Source organism: Caulobacter sp. 17J80-11 (assembly GCF_014349105.1).
In the GTDB taxonomy this organism is placed as follows: Bacteria; Pseudomonadota; Alphaproteobacteria; order Caulobacterales; family Caulobacteraceae; genus 17J80-11.
Genome location: NZ_JACSJI010000003.1, coordinates 73,610 through 92,199, shown reverse-complemented (window position 1 = coordinate 92,199; position 18,590 = coordinate 73,610). Strand labels below are relative to the sequence as shown.

17 protein-coding genes are annotated in these 18,590 nt (G+C 70.1%); 6 read left to right on the top strand and 11 right to left on the bottom strand.

Going from position 1 to position 18,590, the window contains the following annotated elements; all coding sequences use genetic code 11:
* Positions 1–9: 9 nt before the first annotated feature.
* The 5 genes from H8B08_RS04465 to H8B08_RS04445 all read right to left on the bottom strand — a co-directional run bounded on the left by H8B08_RS04465 (position 10) and on the right by H8B08_RS04445 (position 4,892).
* Positions 10–1,026, bottom strand: coding sequence for a beta-eliminating lyase-related protein (locus tag H8B08_RS04465; RefSeq protein WP_187449003.1), 1,017 nt, complete (start codon positions 1,024–1,026; stop codon positions 10–12).
* A gap of 1 nt (position 1,027) precedes the next feature.
* On the bottom strand, positions 1,028–1,909 hold the full coding sequence (locus H8B08_RS04460; protein WP_187449002.1) for a mechanosensitive ion channel family protein: 882 nt from the start codon (positions 1,907–1,909) through the stop codon (positions 1,028–1,030).
* A gap of 108 nt (positions 1,910–2,017) precedes the next feature.
* Positions 2,018–3,019: an HlyD family secretion protein gene (locus H8B08_RS04455; protein WP_187449001.1), complete on the bottom strand. Its 1,002-nt coding sequence runs from the start codon at positions 3,017–3,019 to the stop codon at positions 2,018–2,020.
* Positions 3,020–3,039: 20 nt separating this feature from the next.
* The gene (locus H8B08_RS04450) at positions 3,040–3,759 is read right to left on the bottom strand and encodes an ABC transporter ATP-binding protein (RefSeq protein ID WP_187449000.1); all 720 of its coding nucleotides are present in this window, start codon (positions 3,757–3,759) and stop codon (positions 3,040–3,042) included.
* Positions 3,756–4,892 carry an ABC transporter permease gene (locus H8B08_RS04445; protein WP_187448999.1) on the bottom strand — a complete coding sequence of 379 codons (1,137 nt, stop codon included), beginning with the start codon at positions 4,890–4,892 and terminating at the stop codon, positions 3,756–3,758. Before H8B08_RS04445 ends, H8B08_RS04450 begins: the two co-directional genes overlap by 4 nt.
* Positions 4,893–5,042: 150 nt before the next feature.
* Here H8B08_RS04445 and H8B08_RS04440 point away from each other — a divergent pair, with 150 nt between their 5' ends.
* Positions 5,043–7,112 (top strand): S46 family peptidase, encoded by a 2,070-nt coding sequence (locus H8B08_RS04440; RefSeq protein ID WP_370545398.1) that lies wholly within the window; start codon positions 5,043–5,045, stop codon positions 7,110–7,112.
* A gap of 131 nt (positions 7,113–7,243) precedes the next feature.
* The gene (locus tag H8B08_RS04435; protein WP_187448998.1) at positions 7,244–9,292 is read left to right on the top strand and encodes a S46 family peptidase; all 2,049 of its coding nucleotides are present in this window, start codon (positions 7,244–7,246) and stop codon (positions 9,290–9,292) included.
* Between the two features lie 48 nt (positions 9,293–9,340).
* On the opposite strand, the gene H8B08_RS04430 is transcribed toward H8B08_RS04435, so the two are convergent.
* Together H8B08_RS04430 and H8B08_RS04425 are read right to left on the bottom strand one after the other, a co-directional pair.
* Positions 9,341–10,138 carry a crotonase/enoyl-CoA hydratase family protein gene (locus tag H8B08_RS04430; RefSeq protein WP_187448997.1) on the bottom strand — a complete coding sequence of 266 codons (798 nt, stop codon included), beginning with the start codon at positions 10,136–10,138 and terminating at the stop codon, positions 9,341–9,343.
* Positions 10,139–10,312: 174 nt separating this feature from the next.
* On the bottom strand, positions 10,313–10,453 hold the full coding sequence (locus H8B08_RS04425; RefSeq protein WP_187448996.1) for a hypothetical protein: 141 nt from the start codon (positions 10,451–10,453) through the stop codon (positions 10,313–10,315).
* A gap of 499 nt (positions 10,454–10,952) precedes the next feature.
* Between H8B08_RS04425 and H8B08_RS04420 the strand changes: the two genes are divergently transcribed.
* Positions 10,953–11,156 (top strand): DUF1289 domain-containing protein, encoded by a 204-nt coding sequence (locus tag H8B08_RS04420; RefSeq protein WP_187448995.1) that lies wholly within the window; start codon positions 10,953–10,955, stop codon positions 11,154–11,156.
* A 90-nt stretch (positions 11,157–11,246) separates the two neighbouring features.
* Positions 11,247–11,807, top strand: coding sequence for a TIGR02281 family clan AA aspartic protease (locus H8B08_RS04415; protein WP_187448994.1), 561 nt, complete (start codon positions 11,247–11,249; stop codon positions 11,805–11,807).
* Between the two features lie 65 nt (positions 11,808–11,872).
* On the opposite strand, the gene H8B08_RS04410 is transcribed toward H8B08_RS04415, so the two are convergent.
* Positions 11,873–12,592, bottom strand: coding sequence for a glycosyltransferase family 2 protein (locus tag H8B08_RS04410; RefSeq protein WP_187448993.1), 720 nt, complete (start codon positions 12,590–12,592; stop codon positions 11,873–11,875).
* An 86-nt stretch (positions 12,593–12,678) separates the two neighbouring features.
* On the opposite strand from H8B08_RS04410, the gene H8B08_RS04405 reads away from it, so the two are divergent.
* Positions 12,679–14,346, top strand: a complete 1,668-nt coding sequence (locus tag H8B08_RS04405; protein WP_187448992.1) for a glycosyltransferase family 39 protein — start codon at positions 12,679–12,681, stop codon at positions 14,344–14,346.
* A gap of 17 nt (positions 14,347–14,363) precedes the next feature.
* Positions 14,364–15,281, top strand: coding sequence for a hydroxymethylglutaryl-CoA lyase (locus H8B08_RS04400; protein ID WP_187448991.1), 918 nt, complete (start codon positions 14,364–14,366; stop codon positions 15,279–15,281).
* A gap of 4 nt (positions 15,282–15,285) precedes the next feature.
* On the opposite strand, the gene H8B08_RS04395 is transcribed toward H8B08_RS04400, so the two are convergent.
* The 3 genes from H8B08_RS04395 to yidD form a co-directional block, all read right to left on the bottom strand.
* Positions 15,286–16,218, bottom strand: coding sequence for a glycosyltransferase family 2 protein (locus H8B08_RS04395; RefSeq protein ID WP_187448990.1), 933 nt, complete (start codon positions 16,216–16,218; stop codon positions 15,286–15,288).
* Positions 16,219–16,404: 186 nt separating this feature from the next.
* A complete protein-coding gene (thrS, locus tag H8B08_RS04390; RefSeq protein WP_187448989.1) occupies positions 16,405–18,327 on the bottom strand; it encodes a threonine--tRNA ligase in 1,923 nt (640 codons plus the stop codon).
* On the bottom strand, positions 18,324–18,575 hold the full coding sequence (yidD, locus tag H8B08_RS04385; protein ID WP_163260127.1) for a membrane protein insertion efficiency factor YidD: 252 nt from the start codon (positions 18,573–18,575) through the stop codon (positions 18,324–18,326). Before yidD ends, thrS begins: the two co-directional genes overlap by 4 nt.
* Positions 18,576–18,590 lie beyond the last annotated feature (15 nt).

The window sequence follows — 18,590 nt, the reverse complement described above, 5'->3', positions numbered from 1 at the left end:
GGCTGGGGCTTACTGGCCCCGCGTCATGGCGAAGGCCAGCTCCTCGATCGCCTCTTCCGTGGTCGCCCACGAACAGACGAACCGCACCGAACCGTCGTCGAAGCGGTAGCAGGCCCAGCCCTCGGCCAGCAGGCGCTGGTGGGCGTCCTCGGGCATGCGCACGAACACGGTGTTGGCCTCGACCGGATGGGCCACCACGAAGCGGGTGCGCTTCACGATCGCCTCGGCCAGGCGCTCGGCCATCAGGTTGGCGTGGGCGGCGTGGCCCTCCCAGGCGCCGCTCTCCAGCAGGCCCAGCAGCGGCGCGGCCAGGAAACGGGTCTTGGAGGACACCTGCCCGGCCTGCTTCAGCCGGTTGTCCACGCGCCGGGCCAGCGACTTATCGAACATGACCAGGGCCTCGGTGCACAGGCCGCCGGCCTTGGCCCCGCCCAGCACCAGCACGTCGACGCCCAGGCGGGCGATCTCGGTCAGGTCGAAGCCGGCCGCCGCCGCATTGGCCAAGCGCGCCCCGTCCATGTGCACGCCGTAGCCCTTGGCCTTCACCGGCTCGATCAGCCGGCGCAGCTCGTCGACGGTGTAGACCGCGCCGTACTCGGTGGCCTGGGTCAGGGACAGGGCCGCCGGCGGCTGGCGGTGGCCGACGATCGGCTCGTCCAGCGCGGACTTCAGCGCCTTGAGGTCAATCTTGCCCGAGAAGCCCGGCAGGCCGATCAGACCGACCCCGTGGCCGAAGAAGCCGGGCGCGCCGGTCTCGTCCGTGCAGACGTGGGCGGCCTGATGGGCCAGCACCGCCTCGAACGGCTGGGCCAGCATGGACAGGGCGATGGAATTGGCCGCCGTGCCGGAGAACACGAACCGCACCTCGGCGTCGGCGTCGAGCTTCTGACGGATCAGGTCGGCCGCGCGCGCGGTGTGGTCGTCGGCGCCGTAGGCCCGCTGGAACCCGGCGTTGGCGCGCACCAGCGCGTCGAGGGCTTCCGGCGCCATGCCGGCGGTGTTGTCCGAGGCGAAATCGTAACGCACGTCAGGCGGCCTTTCCGGCGGGGTGTTTCTCGACTTGAACTTGGTGCGGGTACGGGATGGACAAGCCCTCGCGCTCGAAGGCCTCCTTCACCGCGCGGATCAGGGCGGCCTTGGTCTCGAACCAGTCCGGGTTGGCGACCCAGGCGTGCAGGGTGACCACCACCGCGGACTCCTTCAGCGCCGTCACCCCCGCCCACGGGGCGGGGTCGGCCAGAACCTTGGCGTTGGCGGCGGCGGTCTGGCGCATGAGGTCGTAGACCTGCTGGATGTCCGCTTCGTACTCGACGTCGAAACTGAGCTCGATTCGGCGGCTTGGGTGAGCGCTGAAGTTGACGATGACGTCGCCCAGCACCTTGGAATTGGGCGCGACGATCTTGATGTTGTCGCTGGTGGCCAGCTCGGTGGTGAACAGGTCCAGCCGCCGCACCGTGCCGGTGCGGCCCGCCACCTCGATGGCGTCGCCGACCTTGTAAGGCCGCAGGAGCAAGAGCAGCACGCCGGCCGCCACGTTCGACAGGGCGCCCTGCATGGCCAGGCCGATGGCCAGGGATGCGGCGCCCAGCACGGCGACGATGGAGGTGGTCTGCACGCCCAGGCGGTTCAGCACCGCAACCAGGCCCACGATGTAGACCGCCACGCGCACGACCTGCACGGCGAAGCCCTGCAGGGTGCGGTCGTTGCGGGTGGCGCGGATGCGCTGCAAGGCCCGGCGGGTCAGGGCCACGGCCCAGCGCGCCACGAACCAGGTGACGACGAGAATCAGCGCGGCGGTGACCAGGTTCAGCGCCAGGTCGCCGGCGGCGTCCGCCAGCTTCGGCAACAGACGGGCGTCCACGCCCAGGGTCGCGCTCGCCGCAGACACGAGTTCGGAGGAAACGGCCATGGCGCAGGTCTTAGCGCCTCAGCCGCGGTTGTGAACCCTTCGACCGGTCGCAGCGACCGTTTAGCGGGTGTCTCCCGCTCCCTCGATCAAGGGAGCGGGAGCCTCAGATCAGCCCTTGGCCTGCGGCCCGGCGGCCGGCTTCGGCGCGGCGCGCTTCACGCCGGCCTTCTCGCCCGGCTTCATGAACTTCACCAGCACGCGCTGGCCGATCAGGAAGGGCGCGCCGTCGGCCGACACCACGACCTCGACGACGCGGTCGTCGGTGCGCTCGGACGGGTCGTCCGACTGCAGCTTGCGGGCCCCGAACACCGCGGCGCGGCGCAGGACCTGGCCGACGTAGACCTTGGTCTCGTCCGACTCGGGGACGATCTCGACCTCCTGGCCGATGGTGACCGACGGGATGGCGCTCTCGGTGATTTCCGCGCGCACGATGCGGGCCGCCTTCGGCTCCAGGTCGAACATGTTGGAGACGTTCAGCGTCGAGGCGCCGGCGCCGGGGTTGGCGTAGCGGCGCACGATGACGCCGTCGGCCGGCGCGCGGACCACGGTCAGCTCCAGGTCGTACTGGGCTTCGTTCTGCCGGGCCTGAGCGGTGGCGACGGCCGCGCGCTGGGCCTGCAGGGTGGCCTCGGCGGTGCGCACCGCGTCACGCGCCTCGTCCAGCTTCTGGGCGGCGATGTAGTTGGTGTCGGACAGGCGGCGCATCCGGTCGTACTCGCGGCGCGCGGCGACCAGCTGCACCTCGGTGGCGGCGATCTGCGCCTGGGCCTGGCCGACCTCGGCGCGGGCGCGCTCGACCGCAAGGCGCGGATCGTTGCTCTCCTGGCGGGCCAGCACCTGGCCCTTGGTCACCGCCTCGCCTTCCTGGACCAGCACCTCCTCGACGATGCCGGCGCGGCGGGCGGCCACCTGGATGATGCCGCCCTCCACGTCGGCCTTACCGTTTGCGATGGCCGCATAGGGGGTGACGACCTTCGGGGCCGCGGCGGCCGCGGCCGCCTTCTGCTTCTCGGCTTCGGCCTTCTTGCTCATCATGAAGAAGCCGCCGCCGCCGACCACCAGCAGGAACACGACGACCCAGAAGGCCTTGCTGCGGAAGATGCCGAACATTGCTCTCTAGCCCCGAATGGTCAGTGCCCGGCCCCGGTGGGGGCGCTCGGCGTTTGGCGGACGTCGTCCAGAATACGGCCGTCTTCGATGTGGATGATGCGGTCCGCGAAGCTTTGCAGACGCGGGTCGTGGGTCACGCAGATCACCGCCGCGCCGTGCTCCTTGGCCGCGCGGTGCAGCAGGCGGATCACCACCTGGCCGTTCTCGCTGTCGAGGGCGGAGGTCGGCTCGTCGGCGAAGATCAGCTTGGGTTCCTTGGCCAGCGCGCGGGCGATGGCGACGCGCTGCTTCTCGCCGCCGGACAGCTCGGCCGGCCGCTGATTGATGCGGTGGCCCAGGCCCACTTCGTCCAGGGCCACCTTGGCCCGCGCCTTGGCCGCCGCCGCGTCCTGGCCCTTGAAGCGCAACACGGTCGAGACCTGCTGCAGGGCGGTCTGAGCCGGGAACAGGTTGAAGCCCTGGAAGATGAAGCCGCAGTGGTCGAGGCGGAACTTGTCCATGCGCCCCGAGCTGAGCTTCCAGATCTTGGTGTCCAGCGCGGTGACGTCGCCGGTGTCGGGCCGCAGCAGGCCCGACAGGGCGGCCACCAGGGTCGACTTGCCGGAGCCCGACGGCCCCATGACCATGGTCACGTCGCCGTGGTCGGCGTCGAAGTCGATCGCCTTCAGCACCTCGACATAGGAGCGGCCGGTCTTGAACCGCTTGCTCAGGCCCTTGGCCTCGATCGCTTTCTTGCTCATCGCAGCAGGTCCGCGGGCTGGGCTTTCTTGAGAATGCCGAGCGAGAACACGCCCGACAGGACGGCGATGGTCATCAGCATCATCACCGCCAGGATCACCGACCACAGCGGATAGGCCATGGGCAGGCCGTTGGCCGCGCCGAGCGCGGTCACCCCCCACATCACCACCCAGGTCGAGCCCAGGCCGAACACGCCGACCCAGAACGACAGCTCGATGACGATCCAGCGCAGCGACCCCATCGAGACCCCGAGCGCCCTGAGGCTGGCGAACTCCTTGATGTTGGCGAACACCGCCCCGCGCAGGGTCATGAAGGTGATGATGACGCCGATGAACAGGCCGAGGATCACCGAAGCGACCAGGAACAGGCCGATGAACTGGTCCTTCAGCAGCGCCTGCTCGTTGGCCTTCGACAGTTCCTCGCGGGTCCAGGCCCGGTACTGCCCCTTGGAGACGGCGTTCAGCTGGTCGCGCACGATCTCAGCCCGCGCCGGGTCGGCGACCTTCACGACCAGGGCCGCGCCGTCGGGGCCCTTCCGGTTCAGCCCCAGCATCTGCAGGGTGTCGCGCGAAACGAACACCATCGGCTGGGCCAGGTTGGGGTAGGTTTCGACCACGTACACCACCCGCACCTTCTTGCCGTTCATCAGCGCCTGATCGCCGAGCTTGACGCCCAGACGGGTCAGGGCCGAGCGGTCGACGACCACCGAGCGCGGCTCGGTGATGGCCTCGCGGGCGGCCTCCGGGAAATCGGTCGGCAGGGTGACCGCGCCGGGGATCGGGTCGACGGTGATGATGTTGACGAACTCGCGCTTCTGCTTGGAGCCGTCGGTCGGCAGGTTGTTCCAGCGCGCGCCGTCGCCGTCGAGGTCGGAGACCGCAACCACTTCGGGGTTCAGATAGATCTGCGGCTTGATCCGGCGCGGCACGCCGGTGCCCTGCAGCATGCTCTCGGACTTCGGCCCGAGGATCATGATGTGGGCCGGCGACCGGTCGATCGTGGCCGTGAACGCCTTGTTGATGCCCATGAACAGGCCGACCTGGGCGAGCACCAGCACGCCGGCCATGGACAGCGCGACGATCGCCGCAGTGTAGCGGCGCCATTCATAAATCAGCGTCGATAGCGCGAGCGACATCCGCGACCACCCCCCATGGCGCGACTTGTGACCTTAAGCGGAGCCACGGCAAAGTTAAATCCGGGTAACGAGTTGCGCGCCAGTGCCTACTGGCGGACCGGCCCGAAGCCGCGCTAAGCCGGCGCAAACACCCTGTCGGGAGGGACTTTCGTGCGAACCCTGAAATCCTGGCTGGCCGCGGGCGCGGCCTTCGCCCTGTCGGCCGTCGCGTCCGGCGCCTCGGCCGAAGAAGGCATGTGGACCTTCGACGCCGCCCCGGTCGCCCAGATCAACGCCGAGCTGGACACGCACGTGGACCAGGCCTGGCTGGACAAGGTCCGCCTGGGCGCCGTGCGGATCAGCGGCTGCTCCGCCTCGCTGGTCTCGTCCGAGGGACTGGTACTGACCAACCAGCACTGCGTGCGGTCCTGCGCCCAGACCTTCTCCACGCCGGAACGCGACGTGGTGCGCGAGGGCTTCTTCACCACCGGCCGCGAGGACGAGCGGGTCTGCGCGGGCCAGACCGCCGAGATCCTGCTGGAGATCGTCGACGTCACGCCACGGGTGAGCGGCGCCGCCGCCGGCAAGACCGGCCAGGCCTTCGTGAAGGCGCGCGACGCCGAGATCGGCCTGATCGAGAAGGAAGGCTGCGGGACCGACGCGAAGCTGCGCTGCCAGGTGATCTCGCTCCACCGCGGCGGCCAGTACAAGCTCTACAAGTACCGCAAGTACGCCGACGTGCGCCTGGTCTACGCGCCCGAGGCCCAGGCCGTTGTGTTCGGCGGCGACCCGGACAACTTCAACTTCCCGCGCTACGCGCTCGATGCCGCCTTCCTGCGCGTCTACGAGGACGGCAAGCCGGCCAAGACGCCTAACCACCTGAAGTGGAACCCGCGCGCGCCGAAGCCGGGCGAGCCGACCTTCGTGGCCGGCAACCCGGGCTCGACCTCGCGCCTGAAGACCGTCGCCCAGCTCGACGCCGAACGCGACTGGATGCTGCCGGCCACCATCAAGCGCCTGTCGGAGCTGCGCGGCCGGCTGATCCGCTACGCCGAGGAGAGCGACGACCACCGCCGCCAGACCCGCGACGCCCTGCGCGGCGTGGAGAACAACCTGAAGCGCGCCTACGGCATGCACCAGGCGCTGGCCACGACCAGCTTCATGGACGCCAAGCGGACCGAAGAGGCGAAGTTCCGCGCCCAGGTCGCGGCCGATCCGGCCTTGGCAGCCACCGGCGACCCGTGGGGCGAGATCGCCGCCCTGCAGGACGACGTCGCCGTCCTGCTGCCCCGCTACGAGCAGCTGGAGACCCAGGCCGGCCAGGGCTCGGCCTTGTACGGCTACGCCCGCACCCTGGTGCGCGCCGCCCAGGAGAAGACCAAGCCCAACGGCGAGCGCTTGCTCGACTACACCGAGGCGCGCCTGCCCCTGGCGGAGAAGCGCACCCTGGACCCGCGCCGGATCGAGCCGGAGCTGGAGACGCTCTATCTGGCCTTCTGGCTGAACAAGACCCGCGAGGCGCTGGGCACCGACGCCCCGTCGGTCCAGACCATGCTGGGCAAGGAGTCGCCCGAGGCGATGGCCGCGCGCATGGTGGCCGCCACCAAGCTGGGCGACCCGGCCGTGCGCGCCGCCCTGTGGGCGGGCGGTCTGGACGCGATCACGGCGTCCGACGACCCGCTGATCCAGTTCGTGCTGAAGACCGACGCCGACGCGCGCGCGGCCCGAGCGGCCTGGGAGGAGCGGGTGGAGGGCCCGACCGACCGCGCCGCCGAGCGCCTGGCCCTGGCCCGCTTCAAGGTCTACGGCGACAGGGTCTATCCGGACGCCACCGGCTCTCTGCGCCTGTCCTACGGCCGGATCGCGGGCTGGAAGGACGGCGATCGCGAGGTCGCGCCGACCACCAACGTGGCGGGCCTCTACGAGCGCGCCACCGGCGCGGCGCCGTTCGATCTGTCGGCCAAGTTCGCCGAGCGCAAGGCGCAGCTGGACCCGGCCACGATCTTCACCGTGGCCACCACCAACGACATCATCGGCGGCAATTCCGGCTCGCCGCTGATCGACGCCAAGGGCGAAGTGATCGGGGCGGTGTTCGACGGCAACCTGCCCTCGCTGGGCGGCGCCTACGGCTATGACGGCACGACCAATCGCACCGTCGCGGTCTCGGCCGCCATGGTGCAGCAGGCCCTGCTGAAGCTCTACGGCCAGGACCACCTGGTGAAGGAGCTGAACGCCAAGTGAGGCCCCGCCCGCGACCGCGGGGAGCCAACATTACGTAACGGTAACGCGGGCGCTCTTCGGGCGCCCGCGTTTTTGCCTTAGACGCAGGGCAAAGCCCGGCCGCAAAGGCCGCCCCAGGGGGAGCTCCGTCCATGCGTCTGACCAAGCAACTTCTCGCGTCCGCCGCCGCCGCCGCGGTGGCGTGCGCCGCCAGCGCCGCCCACGCCGACGAAGGCATGTGGACGCTCGACAACTTCCCGTCGGCCAAGGTGAAACAGACCTACGGCGTGACCGTCGACCAGGCCTGGCTGGACCGGGTGCGCGGCGCGGCCGCCCGCATCCCGGGCTGCTCGGCCTCGGTGGTCTCCTCCGACGGCCTGATGCTGACCAACTACCACTGCGTCACCCACTGCGCGCAGGACCTGTCCACCGCCCAGCAGGACTACCTGAAGGCCGGCTTCCTGACCGCCACCCGCGAGGAAGAGAAGCGCTGCGCGGGAATGACCGCCGAGATCCTGGAGGGCATCACCGACGTGACCGCGAAGGTGAAGGCGGCCGGCGAGGGCAAGAGCGGGGCCGACCTGGTGCAGGCGCTGTCGACCGCCACCTCGGCGATCGAGAAGGAGAACTGCGACGGCCAGGCCGGCGTGCGCTGCCAGGTCATCAGCTTCTACGGCGGCGGCCAGTACAAGCTCTACAAGTACCGCCGCTACGAGGACGTGCGCCTGGTGTTCGCGCCGGAGTTCAAGACCGGCTTCTTCGGCGGCGATCCGGACAACTTCAACTTCCCGCGCTTCAACCTCGATATCGGCTTCCTGCGCCTCTACGCCGACGGCAAGCCGGTCTCGACCCCCAACCACCTGAAGTGGAACCCGGCCGCGCCGAAGGCCGGCGAGCCGATCTTCGTGGCCGGCAACCCGGGCTCGACCCAGCGCCTGCTGACCGTGAGCCAGCTGGAGACGCTGCGCGACTTCACCCTTCCCTTCTCGCTGGTCAACACCGCCGAGAAGCGCGGCCGGCTGATCGGCTTCTCGCAGCAGTCGGCCGAGAACGCGCGCGTCGCCCAGGACCCGATCACCTTCCTGGAGAACGGATACAAGGTGAACTGGGGTAAGCTGAAAGCCCTGTCCGACAAGGCGTTCTTCGGGACCAAGCAGCGCGAGGAGCAAGACCTGCGCGCCAAGACCGCCAACCAGAAGCCGTGGGCGGACATCGAGGCGGCGCAGGCGGCCTACCGCGACCTCTACCTGCCCTACTACTTCCTGGAAGCGAACGCCGGCGACGCCTCCAAGCTCTACGGCTACGCCCAGACCATCGTCCGCGGCGCGACCGAGCGGACCAGGCCGGCGGCCGAGCGGCTGGGCGGCTATGACGACGCCGCCCTGGCCCGCATGGGCCGCAACCTGCAGGCCGAGACGCCGGTGCAGGCCGGGCTTGAGGAGCTGTACCTGTCGTTCTGGCTGTCGAAGGCGCGCGAGCACCTGACCGCCGACGACCAGGTCACCAAGCTGCTGCTGGGCCGCGAGAGCCCGGAGGCCAAGGCCGCGCGCCTGGTGGCCGGCAGCAAGCTGGCCGACCCGGCCGTGCGCAAGGCGCTGTGGGACGGCGGGATCGAGGCGGTTCGCGCGTCGGACGACCCGCTGATCCAGTACGTGCTGAGCCTTGACCCGGCCGCCCGCGAGGCGCGCGCCGCCTGGGAGAGCCGGGTGACCGGCCCGACCGCCAAGGCCGCGGCCGACGTCGCCAAGGCCCGCTTCGCCGCCTACGGCGACGCCATCTATCCGGACGCCACCTTCTCGCTGCGCCTGACCTACGGCTCGGTGAAGGGCTGGACCGAGCGAGGTCAGCCGATCGCGCCCTTCACCGAAATCGGCGGCCTCTACGCTCGGAACACCGGCCAGGCCCCGTACGACCTGCCGCCGAGCTGGCTGGCGGCGGAGTCGAAGATCGACAAGAGGGTCGTGTTCAACTTCTCCGGCAGCGGCGACATCATCGGCGGCGCCTCCGGCTCGCCGACCCTGAACGCAAAGGGCGAGGTGATCGGGGCCGTGTTCGACGGCAACATCCACTCGCTGGGCGGCGCCTACGGCTACGACCCGGTGCTGAACCGCTCGGTCCACGTGGCGGCGTCGGGCATCCAGGAAGCCCTGCTCAAGGTCTATGGCCGCGACGCGTTGGTGAAAGAGCTGAACGCGAAGTGAGTCCAACTCTCCTCCCCTGCAGCGGAGCTGCGGGGGAGGAGAAGCGCTCTACTCCCCCCGGAACTCCGGCTTGCGGCGCTCGACGTGGGCGCTGACGCCCTCGTGGTGGTCGGCGGTCAGGTGAGCGAGCGCCTGGGCCGCGGCGGTGGTCTCCAGCAGGGCCTCGAACGAGCCCTCGCGGCCCTGGCGCAGCAGGGCCTTGGTCAGGCGAAGCGCGTGCGGGGCCTGGGCGGCGATCTTCTCGGCCATGGCCATCGCCTCCTCCATCAGCCGCTCATGCGGGACCACCCGGTTGACCAGGCCCCAGCGCTCGGCGGTGTCGGCGTCGATCAGGTCGCCGGTGAACAGCAGCTCGGCCGCGCGCGGATAGCCGACCAGCCGCGGCAGCATCCAGGCGTCGCCGTCGCCGGGCAGGATGCCGAGCTTCAGGAACGGCACGCCGAAGCGCGCCTGGTCCGAAGCGATGCGGATGTCGGCGAGGCCCGCCAACCCGCAGCCCAGGCCCACCGCCGGCCCGTTGACGGCGGCGATCAGCGGCACGTCCAGGGCGTACACCGAGCGCACGATCCGGTGGACGATGCGGCGATAGCGGTCGCGCAGCGCCATGCCGTCGCCCTCGAACAGGTCGGTCTTGGCCTGCATGGCCTTCACGTCGCCGCCGGCCGAAAAGGCCCGGCCGGCGCCGGTGATCACCGCGCAGCGCACCTCGCGGTCGACGTTCAGCTGTTCGCAGGCGGCGGCGAAGGCCTCGCCGTCGTCCAGTTCGGGAATGGCGTTGAGCTTGTCGGGGCGGTTGAGGGTCAGGAGGGCGATCGGCCCCCGGCGTTCGATCTGGATCAGGCCCACGGCGCGCGCTCCGCACATACGAAAGCCCGGCCTTAGCGCATTTTTCGCCGAAGTGGCCGACGGTTCGGCGAAGAAAATGCGCTCACTCCGAGACTTCCGGGCCTGATCCGATCCAAGCGGATCGGATCAGGCCCGGGGGCCGGGGCGGTCCGCTGCAAGCACGTCGAAGACGGTCTAGCGCGGCTTACGCGGGAGCGGACTGAAGTCCAGAGGCCTGCCACCAAGCCTGTCCTTGCCCTTGGAGCCGACCAGCAGCCCTCCCAGCAAGGCGAACGAGAACATCGCGTGCTGCATGTTCTTGTCTTTGTCTTTCATCGGCGTCTCCTAAGCCAGCCGGTCAAGCCAGTAAGAGACACGTCGCGGCTCCCAGGGACTTTCACCCTCCCAGTCGTCTGGCGCGTCGACACTCACTCTGGCGCCGCGCGCGAAATTGACAAGAATTAATCCGGGTTCGGATCAAAAAACATCAATTTTTTGCGTGGGGATTGTCGAGATTTCCGCGACGAAACAACTTGTTACAGAGAACCTCGTCCGGCGCCAAAGCGCGCATTTCAGCGCGAAAGCGTGAATTCAGGTCACCGCAGGTCCCCGCGCCTCGCCGCGCGACGCGCAAAAAAAATAGCCCCGGCGCGGGCCGGGGCTTTGAGGAAACCAGCAAGAACACGTACGTCGGGATGCTCGATACAACCACCGACGCCGTTGAGAACAACTTCGCGCGACGGCCCCGCCGGGACAAGTTAATTCCCTGCAAGGCTTGCCCGCGCCGCCCGGAAAACTTAGGGCGATCATACATTAGCTTCGATCACTTACGGACATGAACCCCGTCCCCGCCCCTATCGTCACCCCGTGTGTGAAGGTCTGCGCCGTCGACGGCGAGAGCGGCCTTTGCCTGGGCTGCTTCCGCACCCTTCCGGAGATCGCCGGCTGGGCGAAGCTGACCGCCGAGCGCCGGGCCGAGATCATGGCCGAACTGCCCGCCCGGCGGAGCCGGATCGACCCCCGCAAGCTGGGGCTTTGATTCACGACTCGACAACCTCTGATTCACCGGATGCAAACCCCAGGCGGCTAGGGTGTCCTGGCGCCGAGAAGCGGCGTCACGAGAGTCCGCATGCTCAAGAACGCCGCCGTCATCGCCGCCGCCGCCGTCGTGTCCGCCCTGGGCGCCGGGGGAGCCGTGGTGGCCCTGGACTCGGTCTACGACCTGCCGCGGGTGAGCATTCCCTTCGCCGCACCGCTGGTCTCCGTCGAGGAACAGGCGACGGCTTCGGCCGAGCCGATGATCGAGACCGCCGCCCCGAGCTCCGCCGCCGCGGCCATCACCAAAGCCAAGGACGGCCACTTCTGGGCCGAGGCGACCGTGGAGGGCCGGCACGTCCGCTTCCTGGTCGACACCGGCGCGACCACCGTCGCCCTGACCGCCGCCGACGCCAAGCGCCTGGGCATCGACGCCTCACGGCTGGACTTCAGCCATCCGGTTAAGACCGCGGCCGGCGAGATCCGCGCCGCCCTGGTCGAGCTCGACTACGTGTCGGTCGCCGGCGCGCGCGTGGAGAAGGTCCAGGCCCTGGTCATGGAGAAGGGCCTGGAGACCTCGCTTTTAGGCATGAGCTATCTGGGCCGCCTGTCGCGGCTGGAAGCCACCCCGGACTCGATGATCCTGCGCTCGTAAGAGCGCGACAGCCGAAAGTGGAGGCCGGTTTCGGCGGCCGTCGCGCTCCAATCACCTGGAGCGGATCAGACCTCGACCGCGCCGCCCGGATTGCGGGCCCGCGAACGCAGCCACATCACCCCGGCCAGATCCGAGAAGGCCGCCCACAGCCGGCCCAGGTTGGTGTACTTCGACGCGCCCGTGGTGCGCGGGCGGTGGCCGACGTCCTCGAAGCGCACCTGGTAGCCTTCGCGGATCATCAGCGCCGGCAGGTAGCGGTGCATGTGATCGAAGTAGGGCAGCAGCAGGAACGACTCGCGGCGGAAGGCCTTCAGGCCGCAGCCGGTGTCGTCAGCCTGGTCGTTCAGCAGCTTCTTGCGGATGCCGTTGGCCCAGCGTGAGGCGTAGCGCTTGGCGGCGCTGTCCTGGCGCTTGGCGCGCCGGCCGCCGACCAGGGCGACCTCGCCCGGCGCGGCCCTCAGCGCGTCGGCCAGCTTGGGCGCGTCGGCCGGCGGGTTCTGGCCGTCGCCGTCCATGGTGACCACGATCGGGCCGCGCGCGGCCAGCACGCCGGTGCGCACGGCGCGGCTCTGGCCGGCGTTGGACTTGTGGGTCAGCACCCGCAGGCGCGGCAGTTCGGCCTTCAGCGCCTCGAGTTCGGCCAGGGTCGAATCGCGGCTCGCGTCGTTGACGAAAATCATCTCGTAGTCGCGGCCGTCGAACGCGGCGGCGATCTCGCGCGCCAGCGAAGCCGCGGCGCCTTCTTCGTTGTAAACCGGGACGACGATAGAGATTTCGGGCGTCATTCGGGCCTCTGAGTTCCCGCGCCTCTTACCGCGCTTCGCGGCTTTACGGGAGGGCGCACGTCGAATTGCGTGCTAATAGCGCGCCTATGACGCGCTTCGACATTGATCGTTGGATCGCGGGCTGGCGAGGCCCGCTGCTGGCCGCCCTGGTCGCCCTGATCGCGGGCCTGCCCGGCGTGTTCGCCATGCCGCCGCTGGACCGCGACGAGTCGCGCTTCGCCCAGGCGACGGCGCAGATGCTCGAAACCGACGACTTCGTGAACATCCAGTTCCAGGACCAGCCGCGGCACAAGAAGCCGGTCGGCATCCACTGGCTGCAGGCCGCCGCCGTGTCGGCCCTCTCCAGCCCGGAAGCGCGCGACATCTGGGCCTACCGCATTCCCTCTCTGCTGGGGGCCATGCTGGCCGCGGCCGCCTGCGCCTGGGGCGCGACGGCGATCTGGGGCGCGCGCGCCGGCGTGCTGGCCGGCGTGATGCTGGGCGCGAGCTTCCTGCTCTCGACCGAGGCCTTCATCGCCAAGACCGACGCGGTCCTGTGCGGAACCGTGACCCTGGCCATGGCCGCGTTGGCGCGGCTTTACCTCGCCTCGCGCGGCGAGGGGATCTCGGCCGGGCGCAAGACCAAGCTGCTGTTCTGGACGGCGATGGCCGTGGCCATCCTGGTCAAGGGCCCGATCGGCCCGATGGTCGCGGGCCTGGCCATGATCACGCTCGGCCTCTGGGACCGGAAGTGGCGCTGGCTGAAAGGCCTCGGCTGGGGCTGGGGCCTGGCGATCGTGCTGGCCGTCGTCGGCCCGTGGGCGGTGGCGATCACCGTCGCCACGGACGGCGCCTTCTGGGGCACCTCGATCGGCGGCGACATGGCCGCGAAGGTCGCCGGCGGCCAGGAGGGTCACGGCGTGCCGCCGGGCTTGCACACTCTGCTGCTGCCCCTGCTGTTCTATCCGGGCACCCTGCTGCTGGCCGCCGCCGCCGTGACCGCCTGGACGCGCCGCGCCGAGCCGGCCGTGCGCTTCGCCATCGCTTGGTTCCTGCCCGCCTTCGTGGTGTTCGAGCTCGTCCCCACCAAGCTCCCCCACTATCCCCTGCCGACCTACGGCGCGATCGCCTGGCTGGCGGCGGCGGCCCTGACCCAGCCGATCGGCCCCCGCGCCCGCTGGACCGGGGTGGTGCTGGCCTGCCTGGCGGTGCTGGGCGTCAGCGCCGTCGCGGTCGGCGGGCTGACCCAGTTCGGCGACAAGTCGGACACCTTCTGGGTCTCGCTCACCGTCGAATTCGCCATGATCGGCGCCTTCGTCGGCGCCTATCTCCTGCTGAACCGGGCGGCCCGCACGGCCATGGTGGTCGCCTGCGCCTTCGGCGTGCTCGCCCACGCCGCCCTGGTGGGCGTGGCCAGCAGCCTGCAGCCCCTGCAGGTCTCGCCGCGCATCGAGAAGGCGCTGCGCAAGGCCGACCTCGATCCGCGCGAGGGCGTCGTGCCCGGCCCGGTGGCCGTCGCCGGCTACGCCGAGCCCAGCCTGGTGTTCCTGCTGGGCACCCGCACCGAACTGCTGGCCACGGGCGCGGACGCGATTCCCGCCGTGGCCCAGGGCCGTCCAGTGCTGATCGAAGGGCGCGAGGAGAACAGCTTCCAGCAAGCCCTCGCCCAGCGGAAGCTCAAGGTGCGTTCGGTGGACGTGGTCGAGGGCCGCAACTATTCCAACGGCAAACGCGTGCGCCTGACCCTATATCAGGCCGACGTCGCCCGCCCCTGAAGCGCCTGTAGAGTTCCATGAGCCGCCGTATCGAGATCGTCGAAGTCGGGCCCCGCGACGGCCTGCAGAACGAGGCCGTCGTCCTCGCGCCCGAGGACCGGATCGAGTTCGTCCGCAAGCTGGAGGACGCCGGCGCGCGGCGCATCGAGGCGGTCTCCTTCGTCCATCCCAAACTGGTCCCGCAGATGGCCGAGGCCGAGACGGTGATGGCCGGCCTGCCGAAGGACGCCGGCCGTTCGCGCATCGGCCTGGCCCTGAACCTGAAGGGCTTCGACCGCGCGGTCGCGGCCGACTGCGACGAGGTCAATGTGGCCATGTCGGCCACCGACGGCTTCGGCCTGAAGAACCAGGGCCTGAGCGTCGCCCAGCAGGTCGACATGCTGGGCCAGATCGTCGAGCGCACCCACAACCTGTCCGGCGCCGGCGCGGGGCCGAAGCTGTCGGCCACCCTGTCGGTGGTCTGGGGCTGCCCGTTCGACGGCGAAGTGTCCGACGGCCAGGTGGCGGCGATCGTCCGCGACATCGCCGCGCTGGGCGTGCGCGAGATCGGTCTGGCCGACACCATCGGCGTGGGCGATCCCTGGACCGTGCGCCGGCGCATCGAGGCCGTGCGCGCCGCGGCCGGCGACGCGACCCTGCGCCTGCACTTCCACGACACCCGCAACACCGGCGTGGCCAACGCCTATGCCGGCGTCGAGGCCGGGGTGGACGTGCTGGACGCCTCCTGCGGCGGCATCGGCGGCTGCCCGTTCGCGCCCAACGCCACCGGCAACGTGGCGACCGAGGACCTGGTCTTCGCCCTGCATCGCGCCGGCTTCGAAACCGGCTACGACCTCGACGCCCTGATCGAGACGGCCCGCTGGGTCGGCGGAAAGCTGGGCAAGGCGCCGCCGTCGAAGCTGTCGAAGGCCGGGCCGTTCCGCCCCGCCGCCTGAGGCCCTAGCCCGCCTTTCCGGTGACCTTCCGAAGCGCGGGGCGCAGCACCGCGGCCATCACGATCAGCGGCCCCAGCGCCCAGGCCAGGGCCAGGCGGGCGGGATTGTCGGCGCGCTTGCGGAAGTAGCGGGCCAGGCCCCTGCCCTTGTGGAACTCCACGAACACCGGCTCGGCCAGGCTGGTGTGGCCCAGGTGGACGACCTCGGCCCTGGGCTGGAACCAGACCGACCCGCCGGCCTGGCGGGCGCGCCAGCACAGGTCCACGTCCTCCACGTGCAGGAAGTAGCGGCCGTCGAACCCGCCCAGCGCGTGGAAGTCGTCGCGGCACATGCAGAAGCAGGCGCCCGATATGGTCGGCACCTCGGCCGGGCCGTCGGGCTCCGGCTGGTCTTCGTGGTGGATCTCGAACCCGCGCAGGAAGCCGAACACGGCGGTCAGGCGCGAGAGGGTGAGCAAGGTCGTGACCGGCGTCACCTCCCCCCGCCGCGCGCCGCGCTGTTCGCTGCGATCAGGATTGAGAACGCGCGCGCCGACCACGCAGGGGCCGGGCCGGTTGGCGGCCGCAGCGACCAGGGCGTCCAGGCAGCCGTCCTCCAGCAGGGCGTCGGGATTGAGGAACACCAGCCAGCGCGCGGTGGCGCTGGACGCGCCCAGATTGGCCCCGCGCGCGAAGCCGACATTGCCGTGGCCCTGCAGCAGCCGAACCCGCGGCTCGCGCGTGGCGATCTCGACCAGGCGGGCGGCGTCCTCGGGACTGGAGCCGTTGTCGACCAGGACCAGCTCGCCGGCCCGCGTCGTCTTCAGCACCCGGTCCACGGCGTCGAACAGGACCGGTCCGGTGCGATAGACCACCATGACGACCGCCACGTCGGCGACAGGCGCGCGCGCCGGCGCGAAGGCGACCACGGTGTGGTTGGTTCGGACACGGGTGTCCATGGCCGGCTCCGCGCTGCGCAAATCCGGGAATAGGCGGGTTGTCCCCTTTTCGAGCCGGACGCCGAGCGTCGCCCGGCGTCCGGCTGCGCTCGAAAACACCCCGAGCGGCGCGGACGTTCCGGGGCACGAACGAAAGCGCCCGCGGCCGGGAGGCCGCGGGCGCTGAAGTCCGGGTCGTCTGGCCGATCAGGCCCTGCGCAGGTCCGGCGGCGTGGCCTCGGCGACCAGCTGCGCCACCGCCTCGTCCAGGCTGATCAAGGTCTGGTCCTGGGAGCCCAGGCGACGCAGGGCGACCGTGCGGTTCTCGGCTTCCTTGCGGCCGACCACGGCGATGACCGGGGTCTTGCCCAGCGAGTGCTCGCGGACCTTGTAGTTGATCTTCTCGTTGCGCAGGTCGGTCTCCACCCGCAGGCCGGCGGCGCGCAGGGCGCTGGCGGCCTCCTCGGCGAAGGCGTCGGCGTCGGAGGTGATCGTCGCCACGACGACCTGCGTAGGCGCGAGCCACAGGGGGAAAGCCCCACCGTAGTTCTCGATCAGGATGCCGATGAAGCGCTCGAACGAGCCCAGGATCGCCCGATGCAGCATCACCGGCCGCTGCTTGGAGCCGTCTTCGGCCACGTACTCGGCGCCCAGCCGCTCCGGCAGGACGTAGTCCAGCTGGATGGTGCCGCAGGTCCATTCGCGGCCGATGGCGTCCTTGACGATGAAGTCCAGCTTCGGCGCGTAGAAGGCGCCATCGCCCTCGGCGATCACGGGTTCGACGCCGGCCGCGCGGGCGGCCTCGGCCATCTGCGCCTCGGCCTTGTCCCAGAACGCGTCCGAACCGGCGCGGACTTCGGGGCGGGTGGCCAGGTTGATGTAGGCCGTCTCCATGCCGAGGTCGGCGTGGATGCTCTTCGCCAGCTTGATGAACGCGGCCGTCTCTTCGACGATCTGGTCCTCGCGGCAGAAGATGTGCGCGTCGTCCTGGGTGAAGCCGCGCACGCGCATCAGGCCGTGCAGCGCCCCCGACGGCTCGTAGCGGTGGCAGGCGCCGAACTCGGCCATGCGCAGCGGCAGGTCGCGATACGACTTCTGGCCCTGGTCGAAGATCTGCACGTGGCCCGGGCAGTTCATCGGCTTGAGCGACAGGGTCTCGCCCTCGACCGTCTCGCAGACGAACATGTTGGGGCGGTACTTGTCCCAGTGACCCGAGGCCTCCCAGAACTTGCGGTCCAGCACCTGCGGGGTCTTCACCTCGACATAGCCGGCCGCGTCGAGGCGGCGGCGCATATAGGCCTCGAGCACGCGCCACAGGACCCAGCCCTTGGGGTGCCAGAACACCATGCCGCGGCCCTCTTCCTGCATATGGAAGAGGCTCATGGCCCGGCCGAGCTTGCGGTGGTCGCGCTTCTCGGCCTCCTCGACGCGCTTGAGGTAGGCCTCGAGGTCGGCCTCGTTGGCCCAGGCCGTGCCGTACATGCGCTGCAGCTGGGCGTTGCGGTGGTCGCCGCGCCAATAGGCGCCGGCCAGCTTGGTCAGCTTGAAGGCCTTGCCGACGTGCTTGGTCGACGGCAGGTGCGGCCCGCGGCACAGGTCCTTCCAGCGGCCCTGCGAGTAGACCGTGATCTCCTCGCTGGGCGGCAGGTCGCGGACGATCTCGGCCTTGTACGTCTCGCCGATCGACTCGAAGTACTTGATCGCGTCGTCGCGGTTCCAGACCTCGCGCAGGATCGGTTCGTCGCGGTCGACGATCTCGCGCATCTTGGCTTCGATCTTCTCGAAGTCGTCGATGGAGAACGGCTCCTCGCGGGCGAAGTCGTAATAGAACCCGTCCTCGATCGACGGGCCGATGGTGACCTGCGTGCCGGGGAACAGCTCCTGCACGGCCTCGGCCAGCACGTGGGCGACGTCGTGGCGGATGGTCTCCAGCGCCTCGGGGCTGTCCCGCGTGACGATCTCGAGCTTGCCGCTGGCGAGCGGCCGGTTCAGGTCGCGCAGCTCGCCGTCCAGCTTCACCATCACCGCCTTCTTGGCCAGCGAAGGCGAAATCGACTGCGCCACGTCCTTGCCCGTTGAACCCTGCGGGTACTGGCGGACGGCGCCGTCGGGAAACACCAGGTCGATCATGTCTCACACTTCAGTTTGCCGCTCTGCGGCGGCGGGACGGGGTCGTAGCCAGACCCGCCCCAGGGATTGCATCGGCACACGCGGTGGGCGGCGAGGTAGGAGCCGCGCCAGAACCCGTGTGCGATCAGGGCTTCGGCCGCATATTCCGAACAGGTCGGAAGGAAGCGGCACTGCCGCCCGATCAGGGGCGAAAGCGTCAGCTTGTAGGCCCGGAGGCTCAAGCGGACGGCGCGTTCATAGAGTGTCATGCCGGGGCGACCGCG

Coding starts and splice junctions, on each gene's coding strand:
- H8B08_RS04460 (WP_187449002.1), bottom strand. CDS start 1,909: ATGGCCGTTTCCTCCGAACTCGTGTCTGCGGCGAGCGCGACCCTGGGC.
- H8B08_RS04455 (WP_187449001.1), bottom strand. CDS start 3,019: ATGTTCGGCATCTTCCGCAGCAAGGCCTTCTGGGTCGTCGTGTTCCTG.
- H8B08_RS04450 (WP_187449000.1), bottom strand. CDS start 3,759: ATGAGCAAGAAAGCGATCGAGGCCAAGGGCCTGAGCAAGCGGTTCAAG.
- H8B08_RS04445 (WP_187448999.1), bottom strand. CDS start 4,892: ATGTCGCTCGCGCTATCGACGCTGATTTATGAATGGCGCCGCTACACT.
- H8B08_RS04435 (WP_187448998.1), top strand. CDS start 7,244: ATGCGTCTGACCAAGCAACTTCTCGCGTCCGCCGCCGCCGCCGCGGTG.
- H8B08_RS04425 (WP_187448996.1), bottom strand. CDS start 10,453: ATGAAAGACAAAGACAAGAACATGCAGCACGCGATGTTCTCGTTCGCC.
- H8B08_RS04420 (WP_187448995.1), top strand. CDS start 10,953: ATGAACCCCGTCCCCGCCCCTATCGTCACCCCGTGTGTGAAGGTCTGC.
- H8B08_RS04415 (WP_187448994.1), top strand. CDS start 11,247: ATGCTCAAGAACGCCGCCGTCATCGCCGCCGCCGCCGTCGTGTCCGCC.
- H8B08_RS04410 (WP_187448993.1), bottom strand. CDS start 12,592: ATGACGCCCGAAATCTCTATCGTCGTCCCGGTTTACAACGAAGAAGGC.
- H8B08_RS04405 (WP_187448992.1), top strand. CDS start 12,679: ATGACGCGCTTCGACATTGATCGTTGGATCGCGGGCTGGCGAGGCCCG.
- H8B08_RS04400 (WP_187448991.1), top strand. CDS start 14,364: ATGAGCCGCCGTATCGAGATCGTCGAAGTCGGGCCCCGCGACGGCCTG.
- H8B08_RS04395 (WP_187448990.1), bottom strand. CDS start 16,218: ATGGACACCCGTGTCCGAACCAACCACACCGTGGTCGCCTTCGCGCCG.
- thrS (WP_187448989.1), bottom strand. CDS start 18,327: ATGATCGACCTGGTGTTTCCCGACGGCGCCGTCCGCCAGTACCCGCAG.
- yidD (WP_163260127.1), bottom strand. CDS start 18,575: ATGACACTCTATGAACGCGCCGTCCGCTTGAGCCTCCGGGCCTACAAG.